This window comes from Bradyrhizobium sp. RD5-C2 (assembly GCF_019972155.1).
In the GTDB taxonomy this organism is placed as follows: domain Bacteria; phylum Pseudomonadota; class Alphaproteobacteria; order Rhizobiales; family Xanthobacteraceae; genus Bradyrhizobium.
In genome coordinates, this window is record NZ_BOVL01000019.1 from 177,956 (window position 1) to 201,168 (window position 23,213).

The window sequence follows — 23,213 nt, forward strand, 5'->3', positions numbered from 1 at the left end:
TGGTGGCCGTTTCGCGCCGCCCCTCGCAACAGGGTTAGCGCGGGGTTAACTCCGCCATTGTCTGGTCGAGGAAGCGCGCGTGCGGCTCTAGCGCTGCCGCCTCGAGGCGGCGGTGTCCGCCGCGGGCGCTGACGATCAGGGCCGCGGCATCGCGCGCCGAGAACGTCTTCGACTGCACGTAGACGCGGTAATCGAACGGACCGTCATGAGAAAGATAGATGATGGGGCCGGTTGCGGTCGGCGCGCCGGAAATCCCGATCAGCTGCGGCACTGAACTGCTTTCGCAGGCGCCGGCCTCGGCATCGTCGATGTCGTCGATCACGGTGAAGTCGGCGGCCTCGGCGCTGTCGGCGACCCGGACCCGGACGGTGGCAAGGCTGGGGTCGTCGGTGAAGCTGACGTGAAGCTGCGCCTGCCAGGGGACCGATGCGATTTGCATCGTGGCGCCGCCGACCTCGATGCAGGGCCGGGGACCCGGCAGGAATTCAGCGCGGGCGAATACCGCGGCCACGGCAAGGGGGACCACCGAGGCCAAAACCTTCATACGCAACATGACACAACTCGCTCGACCCAAGCTTGCCGCGGACCGCGGTGCTTATGGTTTGCGCAGCGTAAATGAGAGTGGTTACCGTCGCGTTGACGCGGATGATTCCGGCATGAATCGGGACAGTGCTGCGGTTCGAGTCAGGCCGCGCGGCGCAGATCGTCGGCCAATGCACGATAGGACAGCGCTTCGGCGAGATGCAGCCGGCCGATCGTCTCGGCGCCGTCGAGATCGGCGAGCGTGCGCGCCACCCGCAGCACGCGGTGATAGCCGCGCGCGGTGAGGTGCATGTTCTCGGCCGCCTCGCGCAGCAACTTCTGGCCATGCGCGTCGGGCTGCGCGATGGTCTCGAGCAGCGCGCTCGGTGCTTCCGCATTGGTGCGGACATGCGGCATGCCGGCCGCAGCGTAGCGCGCGAGCTGGATGTCGCGCGCGGCCGCGACGCGTGCGGCGACCTCGGCCGATCCCTCCGCCGGCGGCGGCAGGATCAGATCCGCCGCGGTCACGGCCGGGACCTCGATCCGCAGATCGATGCGATCCATCAGTGGGCCGGAGATCCGCATCTGGTAGTCGGCGGTGCAGCGGTCGAGCCGGCCGCGCTTGCAGGAATAGCCGGGCTCATAGGCGTGGCCGCAGCGGCACGGGTTCATTGCCGCGACCAGCATGAAGCGCGCCGGATAGGTGACGCGGTGGTTGGCGCGGCTCACCGAAACCTCGCCGTTCTCCAACGGCTGGCGCAGCGAATCCAGCACCCGCGGATCGAACTCCGGCAATTCGTCGAGGAACAGCACGCCCTGATGCGCGAGCGAGATCTCGCCGGGCTTGGCGCGCATGCCGCCGCCGGTGAGCGCCGCCATGCTGGCGGAATGATGCGGGCTGCGGAACGGGCGCCGCGCGGTCAACGCGCCGTCGCGGATCTCGCCGGCGACCGACGCGATCATCGAGACTTCGAGCAATTCCGGCATTAGGTAGCAAACTCACCTAATTGCCATTTTGGCTTTTACCCACGATCTCCACAGGGAGTACAACGGGATAAAGCACAGCAAAATCAGATGGATAGTTTAATGTCAGAAAAACCCTATCCGAGGGTTGCATTTGTTCCTTGCGGGGTATCCGGGGAACTGGTACTAGACTGGCAACTCCTCGGAGAATCCATGTCTGACGACCCCATCAGCAGCGCTTTGGAGCGCATCCAACAGCACGACGCTCAAGCCGCATTCCATGCGGCCGAGTCGGTGCGTTGGAAAACGGTAGTCAACGCGCTGGACGAGCTGGCACAGCGTGCTCCCCGCTTCACCGACCTTTCACCCACGACCACACCAGGAGCGGCGGTCGCGCAGACTGCGCGCATCTCGACAAAGGCTTGGGCCGCTGGCGAGTTTTTGGGTGTGCCGTTCGCAACGGCGGCAAAGGCCATTTTTCAGGCCCGCTTTGACGCTGCCGGTAAAGCGTCGCCGGCTCCCGTCGAGGATATTCGGGAAGCTCTTTTGCAAGGGACATACAACTTCGGCACCTCAAACGCAGATGTGCAGAAGCAGGGTATTCGCATTTCACTCGGCAAGAATTCGGCACTCTTCGTGAAGCTGCCGAACACAGATTTATTCGGCTTGCTTGAATGGTATCCGGGCCTTCGAAAGCCGACGCCGAAGGCGCGCGTGGCGAAGCCGCAAGACGAGAAGGAGCCTACTTCTGACCCTTATTTCACCGCGTCTGAGGACGCCATCGTGGCGGAGGATGACAAGGCGAAGGGCCTATAAAACAAAACCGGAGCCGCGAGGCTCCGGTTCTATAAAATGGGGATGGCGTAGTGCGGGGTGCGGCTTTCCATCCAACGCCCCGAGGGTGCAAATCCCTCCATCTCCACCGTACCACCGCTAGAGGGCCAATCTTGGCGGAAAAACCCTCTGGCATGTTCAACCCCGAGACCCTTACCGAGGGCAGAGACTAGGAGTATCCCATGTGGCAAGCCCACATAATAGTTCACGGGGCTTAACGCCCCATTTTTAGCAGACCCGCCGAATCGCGTCTAGCGCGGCATGAAAATGCCGCGCTTCTTTTCATCCTCGACAAATGAAACGCCACCTTTTTCCAGTGCAGCTTGCATTGCCGTTAGATTGTTTCGCGTCGGCTCCCGCCTGCCTGCCTCAAAGTCTCGAACGGTCGAAACGCCCACGCTCGCGGCTTTTGCAAGCGCGTCTTGAGGCCAATTTAGCCATGCTCGGGCGGCTCGACACTGTTCCGGCGACATCATCGCAATATGTTGACAGTCAACATATTCGTCAAGGTCAACGATTTAAGTTGACGTCATTACTTTCAACACTTATCAATGAGGTCAACGGAAAACGTTGGTCTCATGTCGCAACACTTCCTTCTCACGGCAAAGGCGACGTCGCTAAGTTTAGCGAAGGTCGCCCGTTTGTCGGACGAGGAAGCCTATCAGACCTTCAAGCTTGTCCGTTGGGCCGCCACTGACGGCGAGCCGGTTTGCCCTCGGTGCGGTTGCGTCGCGGTCTACACTTACGCGACCCGCAAGCTGTTCAAGTGCAAGGCCTGCAATCACCAATTCAGCGTGACGAGCGGGACCATCTTCGCCAGCCGCAAACTATCGATCCGTGACTACTTGCTTGCCATCGCCATTTTCGTGAATGGCGCGAAGGGCCATAGCGCGCTCCAACTGAGCCGTGACCTGGACTGCCAATACAAGACGGCTTTCGTGATGGCGCATAAAATCCGCGAAGCTCTTGCGTCCGAAGCTAACGGCGCAATCGTTTCGGGTGAGGTCGAAGTGGACGGTGCATACTTCGGCGGTCACGTTCGCCCGTCCAATCGCCGTGTTGACCGCAAAGACCGTCGCCTTGCTGAAAACCAAACCGGCAAGCGCCGCGTGGTTGTCATTATGCGCGAGCGCGGCGGTCGGACGCTGCCATTCGTGTTCAAGTCGGAAGATGCTTCGGTTGTTACGATTGCCCGCACCGTCGCGCCCGGCAGCACCGTCTACGCTGACGAGGCCGTGCATTGGGACGCGCTACATGCGCGCTTCCTGACGAAGCGGATCAATCATTCCGAGGCCTATTCAACCGAGGAAGCTAACACCAACCAAGCGGAATCGTTTTTCTCTCGCTTGCGTCGCGCTGAAATCGGCATTCATCACCACGTTGCCGGGCCGTACCTGTCAGCCTATGCCAGCGAAATGGCGTGGCGCGAAAACAACCGGCGCGTGAGCAATGGCGAACAATATTTGATGACCACTAGCGCCACTCTCAACCATCCCGTGTCTCGCCAATGGAAAGGCTACTGGCAACGGTCGGAGCGTCAATAATCCGACGCTGGCCTATCAAACGCTCCAACCCGTCATTGATAAATTGCCGGATGGTCGCGGCCTCGTCGCCATACAGCTTGCGGGCGACGCACTGATCCAGCAGCGCCTTCATGCCGTCCGGGAGGGTGGTAGATACTTTTGGCACAGATACGCCACACGAGGTGCTTCAAAGACCCTTGGAAGGTGCCATAAAGAACCTTGCAGGGCGAATCCTTCTATGAGACATTTGAATTGTTGATTCGCCCGTCTAGATGGGCTTGGAATTAAAAGAGGCCCCTTCTTGCGAAGAGGCCTCTAAGTGGTGAGGACGGCGGGACTCGAACCCACATTCTCCCGATTACAAATCGGGTGCTGTGCGCCGTGGCAGGCTTCCAGTTCAGCTACGTCCCCAATCGCTTCTAGGAACAGCGCCTCGTCGAATCATCGACGGGGCGCTTTCTTTTTAGCCCGGCCTTAACCATCCGTCCACGACTAGTACGAGTTTCTGAATCAAACACTAAATATGGTGGAAGGACAGGGGGCGGTGCCGCGCCTGTGATCGAGCCAAGTATCAGTGAGTCCTCAGAGATTCCCAAGCTCAAAAAATGTGGCCAATGGCCTACATCATGCCCGCCGGTCGCTGTTCACAGGGCAAGTATTTATTCGCGATAACGGATTGAATTTCCGGGACTCACGTAAGCCTACGACCACGGTCGATTTCCCACAGCATGTACTGCCCAGGCCCCTGCTCGCACTGGACAAGGCCGTTCTCCCGCTGGCCACGAAGCGCGACTCCGACCCGCTTCGTCATGAGCCGCAAGAGCCGCTGATCGCTCTTATCCAAGGCCCGCTCGACTAGAAGCTGGAGAGCGATATCTCGCGTCGTCAGCGGCTCTGCGGCCTGCCTGAGCACGCTCAAGATGATCCGGGACATCTGGCCACGGTTGCTCCAATCCTTCGGCGGCCGGAAGGCCTTGGCCTTGATGGTCTCAACTCGGTAGTCCGGATCGAATTGGAGGATGGTCGCGTCTAGGCTTTCTAGGTCCAAGACCATCTTCCGCAGGGCTTCATGGATGTTTTCGATATCGCCCGCCAACTGCGCGCGGCGCTTTACCAGCCCATTCAGGACGAATTCGCTCATCGGCGGCGTCGCTTATCGACGAGGGGAGAGAATGCGTAATGCAGCGCTGCCTCCGCCGCAAAAGCTGCGCTACCGGCGACGCCGCCCCAAAACCATCCTATGCCGACATCGTGACCTAGATACGCTCCGATCCCGCCGTACATGACGGCCAGTACCGCAATCAACAAAGCGCCAGCCCATGATGTCTGTTTCATGGGTGGAATAGTAGCAAAACAGGCAGCATAGCTGCGAGGCGTTGCTTGGTGAGTTTGCTACCTAATGCCGAGCAATTCGGACGGCGACAGCGGTGGCAGGATCGAAGGCAGCCGCGCCGCCAGCATCGATTTGCCGGCGCCGGGCGAGCCGATCATGAGCAAATGATGTCCGCCGGCGGCGGCGATCTCGAGCGCGCGTTTGGCGCTCTCCTGGCCCTTGATGTCACGCAGGTCGAGCAGCGCTTCCTCGCGCGCCTCGTTCTGGTCTTGCACCTTCGGCTGTGGCCGCGACAGCAGCTGCGTGCCCTTGAAGTGATTGGCGATCTGGATCAGCGAATGGGCTGCGATGATCTGGATGTCCGGGCTCGCCCATGCGGCTTCCGAGCCGCAGGCGGCCGGGCAGATCAATCCCTCGTCGCGCGAATTGGCGCCGATCGCCGCGGGCAGCACGCCCGCCACCGGTGCGATCGAGCCGTCGAGCCCAAGTTCGCCGAGCACGGTGAAGCCGCTGAGCGCATCCGGCGGGATCGCCCCGATCGCCGCCATCAGGCCGAGCGCGATCGGCAGATCGTAATGGCTGCCCTCCTTGGGCAGGTCGGCCGGCGCGAGGTTGACGGTGATGCGGCGGGCGGGAAGCGCCAGCCCGGAGGCGATCAGCGCCGAGCGCACCCGCTCGCGCGCCTCCGACACCGCCTTGTCGGGCAGGCCGACGATCGCAATAGTGTAGCCAAATAACCCCCAAGCCTTCGCGTGCATCGCAGCGATGATCGATGGTTGCGTTTCTCCTCCCGGCTCGGGTATTGCGGCCTCCGTTGAAACGAAAGGACTGAGCATGGTCCGACTAACCGATGAAATTTGGAGCGAGCTCGTATCGAGCTGCCTGCCGCCGCCAAAGTCCGGGAAAGTATGCCAACTGCCCCCCGAGTCTCGGCAAGAAGTTGAAAGCGCGCTGGCAGACTACGCAGCGGGTGACAAGATGCATCTGTTCAACCGCATAACGCCAGAGACGCGCGAGGCGCTGGAGCGCACCCGCAAAGACACCAAACGGCTGTCGACACAGCTGACAATCCTAAAAGCCCGACAGGACTTCGATCGCATCGCCAAAGCATTTGGCGAGCCTACAATCAATTCTCATCTGATGGAGCTGGATACGCTCGCTGCCATTTTGGACTGCGCCGTAGAAGGCCTTCAGTTTCGCAGCCGGAATAAGACGTGGATGAGAACGATGGTGGGCGTGCTCTTTGTCGAGCTTCTCAAGATTCGTTCCTATTACCTGAAGATCGACGTGCCCAACCAGGCAAAGGAGACCTCTTCGAGTGGTGCGTTTCGCGAATATCTCAAGATCTGCCTCAAGCAGGCGGAGCCGTTGATTGGCAACGACGACCTTGAAGAGATGCTGAAGCAGGGACTGGAATACGTCGTCGAGACTTTTCAATTTTACAAGAAGGATGAGGATCATTGCTGGGAATGGCACGAGATCTTCCCGGAGAGTGAAGAAAATCTCATGAAGTCAAGCAAAATATGGAGGGATTAAGGTACAAGAAAAGCGTTCCTTAACCACCGGTCTCTTTCCCCAAACATCTCCCGTGATGTGAGAGATGAGGCTCCGTCTGAAATCACTCAGAAGGAGCAGCAACTTGAATACGATTGAAACTCAGCCGGGTGCCCTGGCGCCCGACGCCTTCGATACTCTCGCCGTTTCGCACCCGGTCTCCGTAGGCGATGCGTCCCGGGGTGTGAGCATCTTCGCCGACCTCGATCAGTTCAAGGTCGACATGAAGGAAGCCGGTCTCGATGGCGCCGAGGAACAGCTCGCCGTCGTCTCGGTACGGAAGCCTCCCGCCGAGGAGTTTGTCCGCGTCAGTCCGGACAGAGCCATGACGATCACCGTGGCTCTGCACGACTGCAGGGACAACTTCACCAGCGAATATTACATCGTCGCTCCGCGCATGCTCGGCGAGATGATGGACCTGCGGGCCGCCTTCTACGCGCAGCTTTGCGTGACCGTCACTCGGTCGGGCTTGGTCATACTATGGCCAGTCAAGCTCCCGACCGGCGGCGCGAGCAATCCCTGGTATGACAGCGCGCTCAGGGGCGCCGAGATGGCCAAAGCCGACTGGATCCGGATCTATGCGGACCCGGGCCAGAAGCAGTATCGGATCAGGAAAGCATTGGGCGACTTCGACCCGCCCGCGTTCCCCGACAAGCCACTTAACGAGCTGCTCGAGATCGCCTTCAGGGGTCGCATCATCGACAGCTCGGATCACCCTATCTGCAAGAAGCTTCGCGGCGAGGCGTGAGCGCATGGGGACCGAGGAACGGCGGGATGGCCTGCGGGCCATCCCATTCAAACACGTCAACTGCGTCGACTTCGAATTTCAATCGGGCCGAGGAGGCCGCCCCAAAGTCGTTTGCCTCGTCGTACACGAGGTTCGAAGCGGAGAAACATGGCGCTATTGGCAAGACGAGCTGTACCGAATGTCGCGGGCTCCGTTCGCGACCGACGCCGATTCATGCTTGGTGGCCTACGCGGCGCAGGCCGAGATCGGCTGCTTTCTCGCGCTGGGTTGGCCGCTGCCCGTCAATGTCCTCGATCTATACGCTGAATTCAGGGTCGAGACGAACGGCGCCCGGCGTACCGCGAGCCTGATCGACGCCCTGACGCTGCATAACCTACCCCACATGGACGCCGCGACAAAGGAGTCCATGCGCGACCTCGTGCTGGGCGGTGGCGACTGGAGCGAGGAAGAAAAATCGCGAATTCTTGACTATTGTCAGTCTGATGTGGACGCGACGGTCGCGCTGCTACGGTCGATGGCCCCATCGATCGACCTTCCGAGGGCCGCTCGCTTGCGCGGTCGATATGCGGTCGCTGTCGCGGCCATGGAGCATGCCGGCATACCGATCGATCTCGGGCTGCTCCGCAGGATCCGGCACAAGTGGCCCCGCATCCGCAGAGATCTGATCGCGGAAGTCGACGCTGGCTTCGGCGTCTATGACGGCGAGACCTTCAAGCGCGACCGGTTCAGTCGATGGCTGTACCGTCGGCGCATTTCATGGCCCAGGCTCGCGTCCGGCCTGCTCGCGCTTTCTGACGACGTGTTCAAGCAGCAAGAGGCAGCTTGGCCCGTCATCGCGCCGCTTCGGGACCTTCGCAACGTCGCCCGCCTCGCCGATTTAGACGGTCTCCTCGTGGGGCCAGATGCTCGCGCTAGGACCTCACTGAGGCCGTTCAGCTCAGTGACGGGGCGCAACCAACCCTCGACTACCAAGTTTGCGTTCGGAAACGCGAAGTGGATGCGGGGTTTCATAGCGCCTACTGATGACGTCTACCTGGCATACATCGACTTCACCAGCCAAGAGATCGGTATCGCGGCCGGCCTATCGGGCGACGAACGATTGATCGCCGCCTACGTTTGCGGTGACCCGTATCTCGCCTTCGCAACCGACGCGGGCCTCGCCCCGGAAGGCGCAACGAAAGAATCGCACTCAGAGGTACGCAACGCCTGCAAGGTCGTCGTCCTTGGGTTGAATTACGGGATGGGACCAGACTCAATGGCGCTTCAAGCAGGAATTTCGGTCGCGATGGCGCGCCATCTCATCGCGCTCCACAAGCGCACCTATCGAGCATTCTGGAAATGGAGCGACGACATGGTCGACGCGGCGCTCCTTTCGAGGCGTATGAGGACCGTGTTTGGCTGGCCGCGCCGGATGGTCGGCGGAGAAAAGATCACCTCGATCCGGAACTTCCCGATGCAGGCAAACGGTGCCGAGATGATGCGGATCGCGGCCATCGGCGGCGTCAGCGCGGGCATTGAGCTCTGCGCGCCCGTTCACGACGCCTTCCTGATCGCCGCGCCGCCGGAACGGCTTGAGCACGACGTCGAAATCATGCGCGCGATCATGACCAAAGCAGGCGAAGCGGTTTGTGGCGTGCCGATTCGCACCGAAGCGAAGTTCATCCGACACCCGCAGCGGTACATGGAGGACCGTGGCATCGACATGTGGAACCGAGTCATGCGGTTCGGGCGTATGCCGCATGCCCATTTCGAAGGAAAAGCTACCGTCTGACGGTCGCGACGCGACTGTCTGGCACGGCAGACACCGGGACATCTAATAGGAGTCTTTATGCTTGGTCTTCGCATCAACGAGATAGAAGTGGCGCCGCCATCGCGGCTTCCACGGACGCCTCGATTTTTAAAAGGCCCCATTCCATGGTCGGCGGTCTGCGCGGCAGCGAGCCTGCCTGGGCAGACGCTCGCCGTCTTCTTGGCGATCCATCACCGCGCGGCTGTCACGGGAAGGCTCACCGTCACACTCCCGAAGAATCTGCTCGCCGAACTCGGGATCAGCCGAGATGCGAAGTCACGGGCCCTGCACGCCCTCGAACAAGCATCTTTGATCACAGTCGAGCGAGTGCGTGGACACGCCGCGCGGATCAAGCTTGTGGCCGCAGCAATACATGGTGCTGCCTCAGGCATACAAACCCCCAAGTAAAACAAACCTCACTGAGAAGAAAGGAATCGATATGTCGCGCAACCGCAGTCGTACCGAAGCATTCAAGATTTACGGCTTAACCCCGAAGAATCCCCGCTCCAGCCTGTCAGCAATGTCAGAAGACCCCCCGGGCGCGGCGCTCAGTTTGTGGCAGGACGAGTTCAGGATGGTCGACGGCCGGATGATATACGAGAGGTCGAGCTGGGGGGATTGGTTCGACGGTCCCAGCAGACGCGAGTGCTTCAAACACCTCGCGTGGGCTCGGCGCCACCTCGATGGGAAAATCAACGTGGTTATTTCCACACGCAAGTGGACCGAAAATGGATACGTCAGGACGGACAGCTTCGCGCGGCCGGGTGTGATCATGCGCGTTGTGCACCTGGACCCAGTCACGGGCGCCTTCAGGCTCGAACAGGTCCTGCCGGAGAAGAAAGCGGCCTGAAGGTCACAGACGAGGCCTATTAATCCCGCCAGGGCCATCGTCGTGGCTGTTTCCTCACCCTCGCGGTGCGAGGGTGAGCGCCCTTCGGGCGAGCTCCGCCTGCTAGCCGGTTTGAAGGATCCATCGAGATCTCAACGATCACGTCGCTGAATGTCGATGTGCGGTTATGGAGGAGGTCATCACTTTGCCAGTGAGGCAAAGTGATTCGTGCGTGTAACGGCATCGGTATCATCGGACCAGAGGGGCCGTGGTCTCGGCCGGGACGGGTAGTGCGGTTCGCCCCCTCACGCCTCTGCTTGTCTACGCAGGGTCTCGGCACGACCGGTCCGACGATCGCGCCACCCTCGACGGTCTAAAGCTTCTCCGTCTCTCGTCGGGCTTAGATTAGCGACCGTGCCCGCTTTGGTCGTTCATTCCCAGGAGTGGACCGGACCGGCTGGTCCGATGCTCCGACCGATGTCTCAGCCCACCGGAGTTTCCGCGAGTACCCCTGCAATGGAGGTCACGGTTGATCAATTGACGCCGAGATGTCGCGATATTTATAGGGCGTGGTTCGATAACGGGCGCTCCTAGCTACGCTCCGAACCGGATGGATGGGCCGGAAGGCGCACTGATGCTCTCGGCGCGACGGCAGTTAGGAACGTTCGTTCAGATCGCGCACCCGCAGTCACTCGCCGGCTTACCTTTCTGGGGAACCCTAAATCGGCTACCCGGGGCTAGGCTACGCTCCGATTCACTCATCCGCGTCGGGCGGAGCAAGGTTGTCAATTTCCGGAAACAGGCCCCGGTCTCGCAACGCGGCGGCTACTCCATCGGGCGTCAGCTCGCTTTGAACGCGCAACAACTGAGCCTCGGCCCATTCCATCATTCTACTCAATTCGCCAGTTGGATTCTTCGGCACAAGCTCACGCAACCGCGCCACGAACGATTTGAGCTCATCCGCCTCTATCGAGATCCTAACAAAGCGCTTGAGGAATTCGCGACGCTGCGTCTCCCGCTCTTCTCGAGCTCTTGCCAGGCGTGCCCGTTCCTCTTGCTGCTCCCACTCACGTTTCCACCGCTCACGTTCCTCGCGCCGGGCCTTAACTCCCGCAAGATAGGTCGCTATCCCGCCGACGATGTCGTCGACGAGACTCTCTATTTTCTGACGCTTCCCGTCACCCCAATTGCGACGTAGCCCCCTTACGTATTCATCCGCAATTTGGATGCTGAGCTCTCCGGTACGAATGAAATCAAATTCTGGATAGGCCCGCTCTCGACTAAACGACCAAATTCCACGCTGCCGATCACGCTCCTCCTTCTCGCGGAGTCGCTTCTCCTTCGAAAGCTCTTCCACAGTCGGCTCGTGATTTCGCCTTTCGATTCGCTCAACCAGGGAGAATGTGAGGCTGTCTGGAGGTAGAGTCACACGTATCCGGTCGCCGACGGGCTCAACCGTCAGCCCCCGCGCATCAATCCCGCGCGCGATGGCGTCTAAGATCGCGATCGCACGCTCTACACTTGCGGTGCCGACTTCGATCCCGCAACACCCCTGACCATTCGCCCGAACTACTCCGTCGGCACCCGCTTTTGGCTTACGCAGAGCTCTGGCAGTTGCCGCGATAGCGCCGTGCGGATCTTGGATTGGGGACGTCGCCGTGGACTCAACAGAAGAAATCGGGCGCGCTTTGATACTTCGGCGCTCTCGCTCCTGATTCAGAAGCGCGCGGACCTCTGGCGCTAAGGTGTTCCGCGAACCGTGAATAACGATGTGTTCGTGTTGCGGATCGGCCGTGCTGTGAAGGGGAATTTGCTTCGTTGGCTTGCCAGCTTCCCGCTTTGCCCAATAGCCGCGCGGGGGCGTGGGAACTCGGTGCTTGTCACAAATCTTCTTCAGAGCAACGTCTGAGATCCCGAGATCCTCAGCCACTTTTGTCATCGGCCGTGACCAGACCATGTCATACATGGCGCGGCGTGTCAGTTCTTGCACAGGCATTTGGTTTTAGGAGATGCGGGCGGACAATAACCGTCAATAGCATACTGCCGATGATGGTCGAGCGAAGGCGGCTCGCCCTGCTTATTCGTTGGCCTTCCTGAGCCTCACGCGCACGCTCGATCACTAGCCGGCTCTCCTTTTAACGGAACCCTAAATCGGCTACCCGGGCCATCGCTACAAACTAGCCAAGCCGGTTGCATCGGAATTCGCGACTTTCCTCGCGTAGGGAGCCGAAGCATTAGCGGTTGTAGCCGTCGATCGAGCGAGTTCACGACCAATGCGATCAGCGCGAAGACTACGCCGGGTCCACAAACGGCCGTCCAGCCGTGTAGGGAGCCAAGTGAGCCGCTAAGAAAGATACTCTGACGAACAATTCATTGAGCTGGCCGCACAGTTCATCCGAGCTCGTCGGAACCATCAACGTCGTCAGCAACCACTATTCGGTCGGCCGATGCGTTCTTGGCGCGCCTGCGGCAAAAACGCTCACTGAGCGGGAGCGGTGTGCGACGGGTTTTGCAAACCGAGAGCTTCTGAGCCCGTTAGAAGATCAAAAGTCGTTAGTGATCAGCCCAATGAAGAAGAAAAGCGCCAACTGTCACAAAGAAGATGCCGGACCAGAGCAATGGAGAACCATAGTTAAGTTTCTTCCGCGCCAATCCCAATCTAGGCAACATGGCTTCAACGGCAAGTGCCACCAGAGGGATTAGAATCAGCGACGCCGCCGTAGCCGCTTCCGATTGGATATGAACCGCTGCGAAGAACCCGCCGCCGATGAAAAACGCTCCTCCGAGGAAAGTAACAACGCATAGATCGAGAGGTAGCGGTGGCCAAGATGTCTTTGTATCCCGCACGGCCAGCAGCAGACAGACGAACGCAACTCCGCCATACCTGCACATGACCGCAAAGCCAAGGCTGGTACCAAATTGGTGTGTACCGGTTCGCACAAGCCAAAGAGAAAAAGCTGTTCCCAAAGCACCGACCACACCGCATAGAATCAACGTAAGTGCGTATGGTGAATCGAACGGGCGAAGCCCGGTTGACTTGGAGGGTAGATGATCGGCTGGCCAGAGGGCCGGCGCTGAGCCCACAATTGCTAGCCCGCAAACGGCCAATGGAATCGCAACGACTGTGGCCCAGAATGACGCCGGCCGTGAGCCAGCTAACAGCGCCGCGAGGCCAAGATAGAAGCAAGGACTCAATGTACTATCTATTATTTCGGAAAGACCGGCACCGAGGCCATCTGCGTTCAGGCCAACCACGGCGATAAAGTAAGACGCCCCGGCGATGCCCGCCGTTGCGAGTAGCGCTGGGTACCAGTAGCGGATAGACGCGCCATGGGCGGCATCCGGACCATTCCAACCAAACATTACCGGTGCAGCCACTGACGCACCGCAGGCGAGAAAAAAGATTGTCCAGGGTATGGTGCCTGGAAGGAGCTTTAGCTCCTCACCAGGAGGCAACTTCGCTTTGATGTCCTTTTGCAGCTTCCCAATAACCGCAACGATCAAATTGGGAACTAAAGCAACACACAACGCCATGAGAGCGCCCCATAGAAGATCGTGCTGCATGACACTCTCACTTCCTTCAAGTGGCGATAAATTGCGACATGGCGCGACACCATCGGGGACTAGGCAAACGGACTAGACGCCACTGTTGGGAAGATCAAATACCAAGGCATAGCAAAGGTAAGGTGCTGGATTCTGTATCTCCATGGTGAATTCAACATAGGCCGCGCCCTCTCCGCTTTCTGCTTTGGCCAGTTCGGTTCGAAGAACCTCAGGTACTTTGACATCAGTTCCTGTCACGCTTGCTTGACCGAGAACATTGAAGTATGGCCCCAACCATCTTCGATCGAGTCCGCCAGACAGGAACTGCTCTAGCGTTTTGAAAGGAACGCCGTCAGGAAGGAATTGAAGACATCGCGGAATGCTGAATTTGTGCAAGCTGAAGATATCATCTGACATCTTAAGCAGATTTTGTGGAAGGCGAATGAGGAGAACCAATCGATCGACTGGAATGCCTACCATGCCCCCCAAGTATTCGTACGTCGGGCCGTTTTTCCCCCCGCTCGAAACTGTTGATTTAAGTCGAACCCTGTAACCGAAATCCTTGAGCTCATCACTCGCGAGCTCCCACGCGATCGCGACGATTCCGCCCTTATTATCAGGGGAAATAGCGATGGGACGCGACTCGTGATGTTCGTCCGTGATCAGATCAATCACTTTTGGATTGGGATCCCATTCTCCGGAATACCAAGTTCTATGCGTTAGAAACGCTGCCTCATCAGCGGAAACGGTTTTCCTGACACCGGTCCAGAGCCTGAGAACTGTGCAGTCATGGCTTCCGCTATTTTCCTGCGGGGAGACGGTGAAAGCTTGCCAAGACTCTCTGCCAATGACCCGCGCCTGCTGAGGGGTCTCGAGAGACCTGTCTCGGCCGAAATAGTCTAAGGCGGCGCCCTCGAATAAGGCGGGCGGTATTCTCCGCCGCCGCCAATTGGCCAAATCTGAATCGCTTAGAGTTCCATGTCCTAAAAGGTCTCGAGCCTTATCCAGGACGTCCTTGGTTTGCAACCAACTTTCAACGTCGGCGACAAGCTGCTCGCGGCCATATTTCAAAGTCCACTCCCGATCTAGTTTTCCCAGTCATCTGGCTTCTTATATCACGTCATTTGACGGTTGCATCGATGCATCAACCGCATCACCGTCTTGTGACGAGAAAATTCATAGCAAACTCTTCGGTCAATTGACCAATAAAAATTAGAATCCATATTGTGCAACAAATAACATGCCAATTGACAGGAGGCAAGATGAGCGGTCCTGATGAGCGGTCGAGGATTGGCGAGCTGGAATTTGGTTCACCGTGCTCAGCCTTTGCCGCGTCGCCTGCTGATTCCCTCAATGGGCTCGTAACAGACAGGGTGACGATCACGTCTGAAACGGTCTTGTGCGCCTATCAGCACGGGGTCTTTCCGTGGAGCGTCGATCCTCTGTCAGGTCATGGAAGATGGTATCACCCTCCGCGACGCGGAGTGTTGTCTCTGCCTTGCCGGGCCATCAGCCGCACAGACCGCGCCTTCATCGCCGCGGCGCAGGCTGACCGGGGCTTGGAGATCACCATCAACAAGGATTTTGAGGGCGTTATCCAAGCGTGCGCAGCGATGCCCCGACATCGTCTCTTGGCTTCCTTAGAAGGCGGGCAGGAGATAAAGCGTAAGATTCCCGCCAAGACTTGGATTACGGCGGACTTCATCGCCGCTTATTGCAAATTGCATCAACTGGGCGTCGCCCACAGCATCGAGGTTCGTCGCGAGGGCCGTTTGGTGGCCGGGCTCTATGGGGTCGACGTGCGCGGTGTCTTTTCCGGCGAATCCATGTTCCACATCGAATCTGACGTCACAAAACTGGCCTTTTGGGCCTTGATTGAACGGCTGCAGGCAATCGGTCGCACGTTTATCGACACCCAAATGGCAGTCGGTCTCGCCGGCAAGTGGGGTGCACAGCTTGTTCCTCGAGGGGAATTTGAACAGCTCCGTGAGCGCGCGGGACTCCAGTTTAGGCCATTTTGATCATGAGCGCGGCCCCCTTTTTTGCGTCGCTTCTCCCGCCGTAGGGGTCCGCAGCGGCGCAGCGTAAACCCAAGCCGGATTGAACCGCGGCTAACCCGCGCGACACCTGCTCCTGTGGTTCCGCGCCATTCGTCGTGCATCCGAGGCTGTTTAGCGTAGCGCCGAGCTCAGGCTCGAAGCCCCTCCCTCCGTGGTGGCATGTTGCTGGTTCGCGAGCATCTCGCCCGCTGCTTGGTCGGCCACCCTGGTCGCCCCGAAAGATCCCAAGCCCATTCCTAACCCCTTTCTCGCTGCGTGCCATGGGGGTAGCTGCAGTATTATATTACCGGGATTCTTAAAGCATGGAATAAAGGGGATCAACCGACCGTCGATGCCAGTCGATCGAATCACTCACATGTGACATTAATTTGGTTACATCGCATTGACTGCATCAGTATTCGTGTCTTTATCTATGTAACATGTGGCATAGCCCACGACATAGAGTAGGATCCACGGAGACCAAGATGACCACCGAAATCCGCTCCGCGCTGGCAGCCCGACTTCCGAAGCTGGTGCAACCCGCTGTTACTTTCCTCACCGGTGAGCCGACGAACAGTGAGGTTCCGCTGTTCCGGCATAACTCGGCATCCCGCATTGCTTCCGCGTCCTTCACCTTGATCCTTGGCGTGTCCCTGTCCGTCGGCTGGACTTGGGGCGGCGCCGCCTTTCTTGCCGTGGTTCCGATCGGACTGCTTCTGACGACCGGAGCCATGCGAACCCTCTACGTTGGCATCGCCCACCACGCCTCGCACGGGACGGTTCTCGACACGCCGCGGGCTAATGCCATCCTCGGCGACGTCATCTCCATGCTCCTCGTCACCCTGGCGCATGATCGTTATCAGGTTGAGCACGCGCGCGACCACCACTCGCCGCGGAAACTCAGCACGCAAGATGACCCCGACCTGCGCTTCTTGATCGACGTTTGCGGGTTCGATCCCTCGCGTTCGCGCGCCTGGAATTGGACCCAGCTTGCGCGCATCCTCACCTCCCCCCGCTGGTATGCGACCTATTTCCTGGCAAGGATCCGGGGTTCGATCACCTCGCCGACGCGCGCCGTCGCTGTGACCTTCATCCAGGCCACCGTGTTCGCGGGTCTCACCGCGGCCACCAAGCAGCCGCTGGCCTGGTTCGTCGGCTGGTTCATCCCGCTCGTCGTCGGCTTCGCCGCGTCCGCGGTCCTGCAATTCCTTTCGGAGCATCGTTGGCTGGCAGGCAAGCCGGTGACCATCGCTCGCTTCCTCGGAGATGCGCCGCCGAACCATGCGGTCGGCTGGGTCAAGTGGTTGGGGCGCGCCGTGACGGTCCATCTGGCGGCACGGGTTGCGGTCCTCGTCAGCGACCTCAGCCAGCACGATCTGCATCACGTGATGGTGCGCTCGGACTGGGCCAATCCCTCGTTCGCCAGGCGGGACTACTTGCTCGCCCACCCAGGTCGCCTGCACGACGCGTACGGCAGCCTCGCAGATCACATCGATGCGACCTTTGTCGCGTGGGAAATCCTCGCCCGTCAGGCGACGGCAACCACGCCGCTGCCGCAGCCGATCCTCTCCAACCAGTCAAGCTCTTAGCCAGCAAACAGGAGACCACTATGAAGATCGCCGTCACAGATCCCATCTCGTCCGGTTCGCTGCTCGCGCGGCGCGCCCAGCAGCTCGGGCACTCCGTGATCGAGCTTCGCACCTTCGACGCTCGCTCCGAGTATTACACGCGCGGTTACGATCCGAGCATCTTCGAACGCACCATCGAGTACGATGGTGACGACGCGGCCGCCATCCACGCCCTGCGCGACGTCGACCGGATCATCGTCGGCGCCGACAGCGGCGTCGCCATCACCGATCGGCTGAAGCTCTATCGCGGTGAGCTGAAGAACGATCCGAAGACGATCCTTGCCCGCTCCGACAAGGTCGAGCAGGCCCTTCAGTTCGACGCTGCGGGCCTGTCGGTGGTCCCCCAGAAGTACTTCACCGCCGACGAGATCGACGCCGCCCTACGCTTCGCCCAATCGAGAGGGTTCCCGGAGCGGCCGATGGTGCTCAAGCCTCGCGCGAGCGGCGGAACGAACAATGTCCGGTTGGTCGGCGACGCCGGCGAATTCGCGGCTGCGTTTCACGCTGTCAGCAGCGCGAAAAGCCTGTACGAGCGGCCGAACGGCGGCGTGCTCGTCATGGACTATCTGCACCCCGAAGAGGCTGAGGAGTTCGTCGTCGACGCCGTCTCAGCCGAAGGCGAGCATTTCGTCACCGACATCTGGCGCTATGAAAAAGCGCCGCTGAACGGCACGCCGGCCATGTACCGCTCGATGCAGCTGGTGTCCTTCGAGGATGCGCAGGGCCTGACGGATTACGCCCGCGACCTCCTGGATGCGGTCGGATACCGTGAGGGGGCGTCGCATGCGGAAGTGTGGCGGACCGATAAGGGCTTTCGTCCGGTCGAAATCGGCTTTCGCTTGCCGGGTCTCATCACCCGCATTTCCGCGGATGCGACCGGCAGGGATCAAATCGACTTGACGCTGAAGGCAGCGCTCGATCCGTTGCAGCTGATCCGAAGCTTGCGCGCCTCGACCGACCGCCGCGCGACGCCGGCCTCGGTCGTCTTCCTGGCGAGCCCGATGAAGGGACGGCTGCAGCGCCCGTTTCCCGCAGAAACGGTGCGCGCGCTCCCTTCCTTCCACTCGATGGCGATCAAGGCGCAGCAGGTCGGCGACACCTACAACGAGACCGTCGACGTCGCGACGATCGCTGGCTGGATCGGCCTCCTTCACGACGATCCGGCGACCATCGCGAAGGACGTGGCGACCCTTCGAGAGATCGAACATCAACTCTACCACGGCAAATAGACAGGAGGTTTCCGTGACAATCGTTGTTTCGCGAGACATGATTGCGACCGCCCGCCGCTGGCGGCATTCGATGGTTGCCGGATGGATGCTGACCATCACCGTTCTTTGCTGGGCGATCTCGTTCCCGATCGCCAAGCAGGCATTGAACGAATGGAAGGACTTCAAGTTCTTCTTCCTCGCCGGCCGGTTCTGGTTGGCGTTCCTGCTCTTCGCGCCATTCGCTTTCTATCGGTATGGTCTCGCTACGATGATCCGCCATATCAAGCCGGGATTGCTGATCGGTGCGTCACTCGTTCTGACGTACGCTTTCCAGTACGAGGCTCTTCGATCGCCGGGCACCTCGGGTGAGGTGGCATTCATATCCGCCTTCAGCTCGGTGCTGGTTCCGCTCGTCATGTGGATCGTGTATCGCTCCGATGTCCGGTTGACGACGCTTGCGGGCCTGGTGACTGCGACCGTCGGCGTGATCCTGATGACCGTCAGGGACGGGCTGCTCAGTCTGAGCCCAGCCGCCGTGTTGTCCGTCGTCGGCGCCTTCGGAATAGCGCTGAACACCATCCTGGTCGCATCCTTCCGCAAGATGGAATCCTCGCCCGGAACACCGCGGTACGATACCGTGCCTCTCCTGGTCACGCAGTTCATGACTGTCGCGCTGGGAACGAGCCTCGCCGCGCTCGCCTTCGAACAACCGCAGCATGGCTTCCCGACCTGGAGCGGCAGCGCCATGTTCGGGATGATCTTCATGTCCGTGGTCGCCACCGGCCTTGCTTTCTATCTCCAAACCAGGTTCCAGCGAGACATCTCGGCGGACCGCGCCGCGCTGATTTTCACGATCGAGCCGGCTGCGGCCGCACTTTTCTCCTACGTCTTGCTCGGCGAAATCTTCACGGCCCGAATGGCGGTCGGGGCTGCGCTCATTCTCGCTGGAGTAGGCGCGGCAGAGTACTACGCGGCACGGCGTAAACTGCGCCGTGCCGGCTAAAACCGTCTCGTTGTTCAATTGCAAAGCGGAGTATCGCACCATGGGTACGGCATTCATCATCTATCTTCTGATCATGGTTCCGGTGAGCATCCTGCTGAGTGTGGGAGGCGCGCGCGGCAACCCGTCACAGAGTGACAATCCATTCAATTCAGATCGCAAGAAGGGATGGGATCCGTCCGAAACCGACAGCTTCGGCCATACGAGTCATTGGCACGAACACAATCATCACGACCACAGCTCTCCGTTTTAGGGGGCTGCTCGCTTCGTTACTATCTGCTCGGATGAACCCATCGTACCGTGACCTCGCGTCAACAGTCCTGCAAGGCGAAAGAGCATGACGGCGGAACGGAATCTCGAAGACATGGCCTTGCCAGCAGGGGAAGCTCGTCAGCGCCTAGACGACCTGCGCAATTCAGGACTCCTCTCCCGGAAAGAATGGGCAGAGAGGGTGCGCGAACTCGACAGGTTTGTAGACACCGCCATTTCAAATCGCTGGATACGCAAACACCTCTTATAACGGAGGTCGACGCGTTCTCAAAAAACTGATCCGTTTAGGGAGCGAAGCGTATGTCGCCCCCCTGATTCACCAAATGTGAGCGTTTGGCGCTACGCCCTTTCAATCGCTTCCTGGAGTAACTCGATGGCTCTCCTTTTGGGGGATCCCTAAATCGGCTACCCGGGGTTTTTATCACATTTGCTGAACCACCCGTCGTTGGGCGTCGACATCCTGCTCGATGTAGCGCTCCGTAGTTCTCAGATTGACGTGCCCAGCGAGCATTTGGACGTCCCTCAACGAGCCACCCACAGTCGGAATCTTCCGAGCTGCGTTCGTGATGAATGTCCTTCGTCCGCTGTGGCTCGAGCAACCCAAAAATCCGAGGTGCCGGTACCACCGTTGAAACATATTCACGATAGCTTGGGGCGAAGTGGACAGTCCACGCTCCGTGCTGATGACGAACGGTCCCGCAAAATGCACCACCTTGCGCCTGTATTCGATGAGCGCCGCTCGGACGTGGCTGTTCAAGGGGATCATCCTGCCTGAGTTACCTTTGCTCGCTACGTCCTGGAGGCAAATCTGGTAGCCGATCTCTCCGGAAGAGTCGTTGGTCATCCACCAGGTGAGGCGAGCGATCTCTTTCGCCCTCAGCCCGGCTTTCACCGACAACAGGAAGATGAGCCGATTGCGTTCCGGGTGCCGTGTACCTGAGAGGTACGAGAGCATGGCCTCGATCTGACCCTTGCTCAACGTCTTGGCTTGCTTACCGAGTCCCAATTTGCCCTCCTGACTGGTTACTTATGGTCAGCAGGACGCTGGATTGTAACGGGTCAGGCAGGCACGTACATGCTTGGCCGGAAATAATGCGTGGTAGCTCAGGGCCTTGTTTTGACTGATGATAGAATTGTCCTTCTATCATCAGTTCGCCGCTCGCCGGCGACGGGCAGTGCTTGCTGGGTATCGACGATTTGAAGCCACGCCTAAGGTGGCGCAGACCGATGCAGTTCGCTATGAGTAAAGGGGCCCTTCAGCGGGGGGCCAAAGCTCTTGCTGGACACAGCTGATGTATCCATGGGTGATATTTGATGCCGACAACACTCTCTGGGAGACAGAACGCCTCTATGATGAGGCCCGTCGCAAGCTAGCAAGCCAACTAGCGCGGAGAGGGATCGACGAGGCGACTGCGACTGAGGTGCAGCAAGCCATCGACGAAGAGCTCTATAAGACACACGGCTATTCCGCGCAGCGTTTCCCGGAATCATTCGATCGAACACTAACGTATTTTTTTCCGGACGCGACTGATCTCGAAAGAGACACCATCAGGTCGATCGCTGAACGGGTTTTCCGGGACCCAGCCGCTGTGCACGATTCTGTCACCGAGGTTGTCGAGCAGTTGAGGCGCCACTATCGCCTCGGAATTCTGACGGCCGGGGAGAATTGGGTCCAGCAGAGTCGCCTATCTCAGTTTGCGCACTTGCATCATTTTCAAGCTGTCGAAGTCGTCGATCAAAAGAATGCGGCAACGTTCGAAAGTTTCATCGAAAAGCATGAGGTGGATCGGAAAAATTCTTGGGTTGTCGGTGATAGCCTGAAATCAGACATTCTCCCAGCGCATGAGGTCGGCTTGAATGCTGTGCTGATCGTTACCCGCAACTGGGACCGAGTCGAAATGAGCGAACTTCGCCTACCTTTGAACGTGGAGAGCGTCCGGGACTTGAGCGAGGTCCTTAAAATCATCCCCCTCCCTAACTAACCTTGGGCCTTGCAGCCTGATCGACCATCTTGGTTCGGACGTTCACAAGAGCGGACGTTAGCTTCGCTGTTCCGGCCGCCTTCTCTATTGCTCCAGCAATTTCTTGCACGGAATGTTGATCCAGGAAGCCCTTTGGGTAGGCGTCCATATAAAAAATCGCAAGAGGGACGCGTGAACTGTCGCGGAGGATCACGGAGAGAAAAGTCTGACGGCCTTGGCCAGCCGCCTCTGCTTCCTTCGCTGTCATACCCCAATCCTTGATCAGATCGTTTCGCTGCGTCGACACCGCAGGCGAATAGTCGGAGCTTTCAAGTCGCCAGGCTTTGCCGATTGCTCCAAATCGGATCGATTTCCTTCGTCCCTTCGAGTTAGGAAATGGTCCCGCTGGATAATAGTCGATCAGTTGGTACAGGGTTTCGGGCTCAAGTGTGTCCGGCATATGCAGGGTCACCCGAAAGGGAAACGGACTTTCAGCGTCTGGTCGCGGCACCTCGGTATGAATAAAGGGCCTTAGCCCCTTCTCGATAACCTGCTCGAACTTAGACCAAATCTTTTGCTTCTCGACCTCGCGATCAATGACTCGCTCAAAATCAGCATAAACCACCTCGCTCGTAATACTCAGCAGCTCCTTTGCCTTCCCGGGATCAAGGTTGATCTTCAAGCCGGCCATCTTGATGGCGGTTACCGCGCGGGGCAGCTCCGCAAAGGCAATCGCAAAATTGCTCAAGCTCCTGCGAACGGGCGGCGACACCAGGATCGCGAGGATCAGAGCGGGCCAAGGAAAGAAGGATGAAATGATGGGTGCAACCCATTGCACGATGGCCCACCAGCCCGTCCCGATGCACTCAGCCATACCTTAATCTCCGAACCTGTTTCGAGCTTGCGATCGTTACAACCCGAAGAACTCATGGCGCCAAACTCACCATTCGCAATTAGAATCACGGTTCTCGGCACCAGGGAGCGCACTTATCCACGTGTTGCATGCTGAGATGCGCAACCTGGGATGCCCCCCATCCGACGCAGAAGGCCCTTGGGGTGATGAAGTGGAGCATCCGCACTTTCAGCCGCCCCTGTGACGTGGTGTTCGACCCGTACGCGGGATCAGGCACAACGCTCGTCGCAGCTAAGGAGCTGACCCGAATGCGCTCTTCACACGCTCACTCATGGTCGGGATACAGGCTGAGACGTGCTCTGCTTGCAGTGCTGGCACGTGAAACGCGGCTTTGGCAGCTACGCCGCCGACCGGCAACTTGCCGATATCCGCCAAAAGAGCCCCGCGAGGGGCTCTTTTGCGTTAGGGCCGGTCCGGTTCCATTCAAGGCGATTCCGTGACGTCTCTACCGGATTTTCTCGCTGAATCAATGCCTTGATTGCTCCCTTGTGGTTCCATACTGCGATCCCCAGTTGAGCGAGCAGAAATATTCAATTCGATTCTTATGGAGTTTTCC

The 23,213-nt window shown here is 59.2% G+C and carries 21 protein-coding genes, 1 tRNA gene and 2 pseudogenes; 13 read left to right on the forward strand and 11 right to left on the reverse strand.

From position 1 onward, the window contains the following. Positions 1 to 34: 34 nt before the first annotated feature. Both BraRD5C2_RS21855 and BraRD5C2_RS21860 read right to left on the reverse strand, forming a co-directional pair. Positions 35 to 553 (reverse strand): hypothetical protein, encoded by a 519-nt coding sequence (locus tag BraRD5C2_RS21855; RefSeq protein ID WP_223971333.1) that lies wholly within the window; start codon positions 551 to 553, stop codon positions 35 to 37. A 131-nt stretch (positions 554 to 684) separates the two neighbouring features. After that, positions 685 to 1,503 (reverse strand): annotated as a pseudogene (locus tag BraRD5C2_RS21860) (ATP-binding protein); the annotation flags it as partial. Between the two features lie 195 nt (positions 1,504 to 1,698). Between BraRD5C2_RS21860 and BraRD5C2_RS21865 the strand changes: the two are divergent. Next, the gene (locus BraRD5C2_RS21865) at positions 1,699 to 2,301 is read left to right on the forward strand and encodes a hypothetical protein (protein ID WP_223971335.1); all 603 of its coding nucleotides are present in this window, start codon (positions 1,699 to 1,701) and stop codon (positions 2,299 to 2,301) included. A gap of 269 nt (positions 2,302 to 2,570) precedes the next feature. On the opposite strand, the gene BraRD5C2_RS21870 is transcribed toward BraRD5C2_RS21865, so the two are convergent. Beyond that, positions 2,571 to 2,795, reverse strand: a complete 225-nt coding sequence (locus tag BraRD5C2_RS21870; RefSeq protein WP_308444444.1) for a helix-turn-helix domain-containing protein — start codon at positions 2,793 to 2,795, stop codon at positions 2,571 to 2,573. A gap of 102 nt (positions 2,796 to 2,897) precedes the next feature. Between BraRD5C2_RS21870 and BraRD5C2_RS21875 the strand changes: the two genes are divergently transcribed. After that, complete coding sequence (locus BraRD5C2_RS21875) at positions 2,898 to 3,863, forward strand: IS1595 family transposase (RefSeq protein ID WP_223971337.1); 966 nt, start codon at positions 2,898 to 2,900, stop codon at positions 3,861 to 3,863. 299 nt (positions 3,864 to 4,162) lie between these two features. Here BraRD5C2_RS21875 and BraRD5C2_RS21880 read toward each other — a convergent pair. The 3 genes and pseudogenes from BraRD5C2_RS21880 to BraRD5C2_RS21890 form a co-directional block, all read right to left on the reverse strand. Beyond that, positions 4,163 to 4,253 (reverse strand) — tRNA-Thr (locus BraRD5C2_RS21880). 280 nt (positions 4,254 to 4,533) lie between these two features. Continuing rightward, positions 4,534 to 4,983, reverse strand: coding sequence for a hypothetical protein (locus BraRD5C2_RS21885; RefSeq protein ID WP_223971339.1), 450 nt, complete (start codon positions 4,981 to 4,983; stop codon positions 4,534 to 4,536). 257 nt (positions 4,984 to 5,240) lie between these two features. Next, positions 5,241 to 5,933 (reverse strand): annotated as a pseudogene (locus BraRD5C2_RS21890) (magnesium chelatase domain-containing protein); the annotation flags it as partial. 7 nt (positions 5,934 to 5,940) lie between these two features. Between BraRD5C2_RS21890 and BraRD5C2_RS21895 the strand changes: the two are divergent. The 4 genes from BraRD5C2_RS21895 to BraRD5C2_RS21910 all read left to right on the forward strand — a co-directional run bounded on the left by BraRD5C2_RS21895 (position 5,941) and on the right by BraRD5C2_RS21910 (position 10,116). After that, entirely contained in the window at positions 5,941 to 6,711 is a 771-nt protein-coding gene (locus tag BraRD5C2_RS21895) for a hypothetical protein (protein WP_223971342.1), read from the forward strand. Between the two features lie 103 nt (positions 6,712 to 6,814). Continuing rightward, positions 6,815 to 7,477, forward strand: a complete 663-nt coding sequence (locus BraRD5C2_RS21900) for a hypothetical protein (protein WP_223971345.1) — start codon at positions 6,815 to 6,817, stop codon at positions 7,475 to 7,477. Between the two features lie 4 nt (positions 7,478 to 7,481). Then, positions 7,482 to 9,248: a DNA polymerase gene (locus BraRD5C2_RS21905; RefSeq protein ID WP_223971348.1), complete on the forward strand. Its 1,767-nt coding sequence runs from the start codon at positions 7,482 to 7,484 to the stop codon at positions 9,246 to 9,248. Positions 9,249 to 9,597: 349 nt separating this feature from the next. Further along, positions 9,598 to 10,116, forward strand: coding sequence for a hypothetical protein (locus tag BraRD5C2_RS21910; protein WP_223971350.1), 519 nt, complete (start codon positions 9,598 to 9,600; stop codon positions 10,114 to 10,116). 733 nt (positions 10,117 to 10,849) lie between these two features. Here the strand turns inward: BraRD5C2_RS21910 and BraRD5C2_RS21915 are convergent. The 3 genes from BraRD5C2_RS21915 to BraRD5C2_RS21925 form a co-directional block, all read right to left on the reverse strand. Beyond that, positions 10,850 to 12,061 (reverse strand): RWP-RK domain-containing protein, encoded by a 1,212-nt coding sequence (locus BraRD5C2_RS21915; RefSeq protein ID WP_223971352.1) that lies wholly within the window; start codon positions 12,059 to 12,061, stop codon positions 10,850 to 10,852. A 587-nt stretch (positions 12,062 to 12,648) separates the two neighbouring features. Continuing rightward, the gene (locus BraRD5C2_RS21920) at positions 12,649 to 13,659 is read right to left on the reverse strand and encodes a hypothetical protein (RefSeq protein ID WP_223971354.1); all 1,011 of its coding nucleotides are present in this window, start codon (positions 13,657 to 13,659) and stop codon (positions 12,649 to 12,651) included. 72 nt (positions 13,660 to 13,731) lie between these two features. Further along, the gene (locus BraRD5C2_RS21925) at positions 13,732 to 14,709 is read right to left on the reverse strand and encodes a hypothetical protein (RefSeq protein WP_223971356.1); all 978 of its coding nucleotides are present in this window, start codon (positions 14,707 to 14,709) and stop codon (positions 13,732 to 13,734) included. Between the two features lie 191 nt (positions 14,710 to 14,900). On the opposite strand from BraRD5C2_RS21925, the gene BraRD5C2_RS21930 reads away from it, so the two are divergent. The 5 genes from BraRD5C2_RS21930 (at position 14,901) to BraRD5C2_RS21950 (ending at position 19,766) form a co-directional block, all read left to right on the forward strand. Beyond that, complete coding sequence (locus BraRD5C2_RS21930; RefSeq protein WP_223971358.1) at positions 14,901 to 15,659, forward strand: leucyl/phenylalanyl-tRNA--protein transferase; 759 nt, start codon at positions 14,901 to 14,903, stop codon at positions 15,657 to 15,659. 503 nt (positions 15,660 to 16,162) lie between these two features. Beyond that, positions 16,163 to 17,266, forward strand: a complete 1,104-nt coding sequence (locus tag BraRD5C2_RS21935; RefSeq protein WP_223971359.1) for a fatty acid desaturase — start codon at positions 16,163 to 16,165, stop codon at positions 17,264 to 17,266. A gap of 20 nt (positions 17,267 to 17,286) precedes the next feature. Continuing rightward, positions 17,287 to 18,534: an ATP-grasp domain-containing protein gene (locus BraRD5C2_RS21940; protein ID WP_223971362.1), complete on the forward strand. Its 1,248-nt coding sequence runs from the start codon at positions 17,287 to 17,289 to the stop codon at positions 18,532 to 18,534. 13 nt (positions 18,535 to 18,547) lie between these two features. Further along, a complete protein-coding gene (locus BraRD5C2_RS21945; RefSeq protein WP_223971364.1) occupies positions 18,548 to 19,516 on the forward strand; it encodes a DMT family transporter in 969 nt (322 codons plus the stop codon). A 40-nt stretch (positions 19,517 to 19,556) separates the two neighbouring features. Next, on the forward strand, positions 19,557 to 19,766 hold the full coding sequence (locus BraRD5C2_RS21950) for a hypothetical protein (protein ID WP_223971366.1): 210 nt from the start codon (positions 19,557 to 19,559) through the stop codon (positions 19,764 to 19,766). A gap of 438 nt (positions 19,767 to 20,204) precedes the next feature. Here BraRD5C2_RS21950 and BraRD5C2_RS21955 read toward each other — a convergent pair whose 3' ends face one another. Beyond that, positions 20,205 to 20,789 carry a tyrosine-type recombinase/integrase gene (locus BraRD5C2_RS21955; RefSeq protein ID WP_223971368.1) on the reverse strand — a complete coding sequence of 195 codons (585 nt, stop codon included), beginning with the start codon at positions 20,787 to 20,789 and terminating at the stop codon, positions 20,205 to 20,207. Between the two features lie 286 nt (positions 20,790 to 21,075). Between BraRD5C2_RS21955 and BraRD5C2_RS21960 the strand changes: the two genes are divergently transcribed. Then, the gene (locus BraRD5C2_RS21960; protein WP_223971369.1) at positions 21,076 to 21,765 is read left to right on the forward strand and encodes an HAD family hydrolase; all 690 of its coding nucleotides are present in this window, start codon (positions 21,076 to 21,078) and stop codon (positions 21,763 to 21,765) included. Here BraRD5C2_RS21960 and BraRD5C2_RS21965 read toward each other — a convergent pair. Beyond that, the gene (locus tag BraRD5C2_RS21965) at positions 21,758 to 22,618 is read right to left on the reverse strand and encodes a hypothetical protein (RefSeq protein ID WP_223971371.1); all 861 of its coding nucleotides are present in this window, start codon (positions 22,616 to 22,618) and stop codon (positions 21,758 to 21,760) included. The two genes, BraRD5C2_RS21960 and BraRD5C2_RS21965, sit on opposite strands and share 8 nt — an antisense overlap. A 128-nt stretch (positions 22,619 to 22,746) precedes the next feature. Between BraRD5C2_RS21965 and BraRD5C2_RS39700 the strand changes: the two genes are divergently transcribed. Beyond that, positions 22,747 to 23,097: a DNA methyltransferase gene (locus BraRD5C2_RS39700; RefSeq protein WP_223971373.1), complete on the forward strand. Its 351-nt coding sequence runs from the start codon at positions 22,747 to 22,749 to the stop codon at positions 23,095 to 23,097. Positions 23,098 to 23,213: the final 116 nt, after the last annotated feature.

Bases quoted from the DNA above. Each gene is read 5' to 3' on its own strand.
- BraRD5C2_RS21855 (WP_223971333.1), bottom strand. From the start codon at position 553: ATGTTGCGTATGAAGGTTTTGGCCTCGGTGGTCCCCCTTGCCGTGGCC.
- BraRD5C2_RS21865 (WP_223971335.1), top strand. From the start codon at position 1,699: ATGTCTGACGACCCCATCAGCAGCGCTTTGGAGCGCATCCAACAGCAC.
- BraRD5C2_RS21870 (WP_308444444.1), bottom strand. From the start codon at position 2,795: ATGATGTCGCCGGAACAGTGTCGAGCCGCCCGAGCATGGCTAAATTGG.
- BraRD5C2_RS21875 (WP_223971337.1), top strand. From the start codon at position 2,898: ATGTCGCAACACTTCCTTCTCACGGCAAAGGCGACGTCGCTAAGTTTA.
- BraRD5C2_RS21885 (WP_223971339.1), bottom strand. From the start codon at position 4,983: ATGAGCGAATTCGTCCTGAATGGGCTGGTAAAGCGCCGCGCGCAGTTG.
- BraRD5C2_RS21895 (WP_223971342.1), top strand. From the start codon at position 5,941: ATGATCGATGGTTGCGTTTCTCCTCCCGGCTCGGGTATTGCGGCCTCC.
- BraRD5C2_RS21905 (WP_223971348.1), top strand. From the start codon at position 7,482: ATGGGGACCGAGGAACGGCGGGATGGCCTGCGGGCCATCCCATTCAAA.
- BraRD5C2_RS21915 (WP_223971352.1), bottom strand. From the start codon at position 12,061: ATGTATGACATGGTCTGGTCACGGCCGATGACAAAAGTGGCTGAGGAT.
- BraRD5C2_RS21920 (WP_223971354.1), bottom strand. From the start codon at position 13,659: ATGCAGCACGATCTTCTATGGGGCGCTCTCATGGCGTTGTGTGTTGCT.
- BraRD5C2_RS21930 (WP_223971358.1), top strand. From the start codon at position 14,901: ATGAGCGGTCCTGATGAGCGGTCGAGGATTGGCGAGCTGGAATTTGGT.
- BraRD5C2_RS21935 (WP_223971359.1), top strand. From the start codon at position 16,163: ATGACCACCGAAATCCGCTCCGCGCTGGCAGCCCGACTTCCGAAGCTG.
- BraRD5C2_RS21940 (WP_223971362.1), top strand. From the start codon at position 17,287: ATGAAGATCGCCGTCACAGATCCCATCTCGTCCGGTTCGCTGCTCGCG.
- BraRD5C2_RS21950 (WP_223971366.1), top strand. From the start codon at position 19,557: ATGGGTACGGCATTCATCATCTATCTTCTGATCATGGTTCCGGTGAGC.
- BraRD5C2_RS21960 (WP_223971369.1), top strand. From the start codon at position 21,076: ATGTATCCATGGGTGATATTTGATGCCGACAACACTCTCTGGGAGACA.
- BraRD5C2_RS21965 (WP_223971371.1), bottom strand. From the start codon at position 22,618: ATGGCTGAGTGCATCGGGACGGGCTGGTGGGCCATCGTGCAATGGGTT.
- BraRD5C2_RS39700 (WP_223971373.1), top strand. From the start codon at position 22,747: ATGCTGAGATGCGCAACCTGGGATGCCCCCCATCCGACGCAGAAGGCC.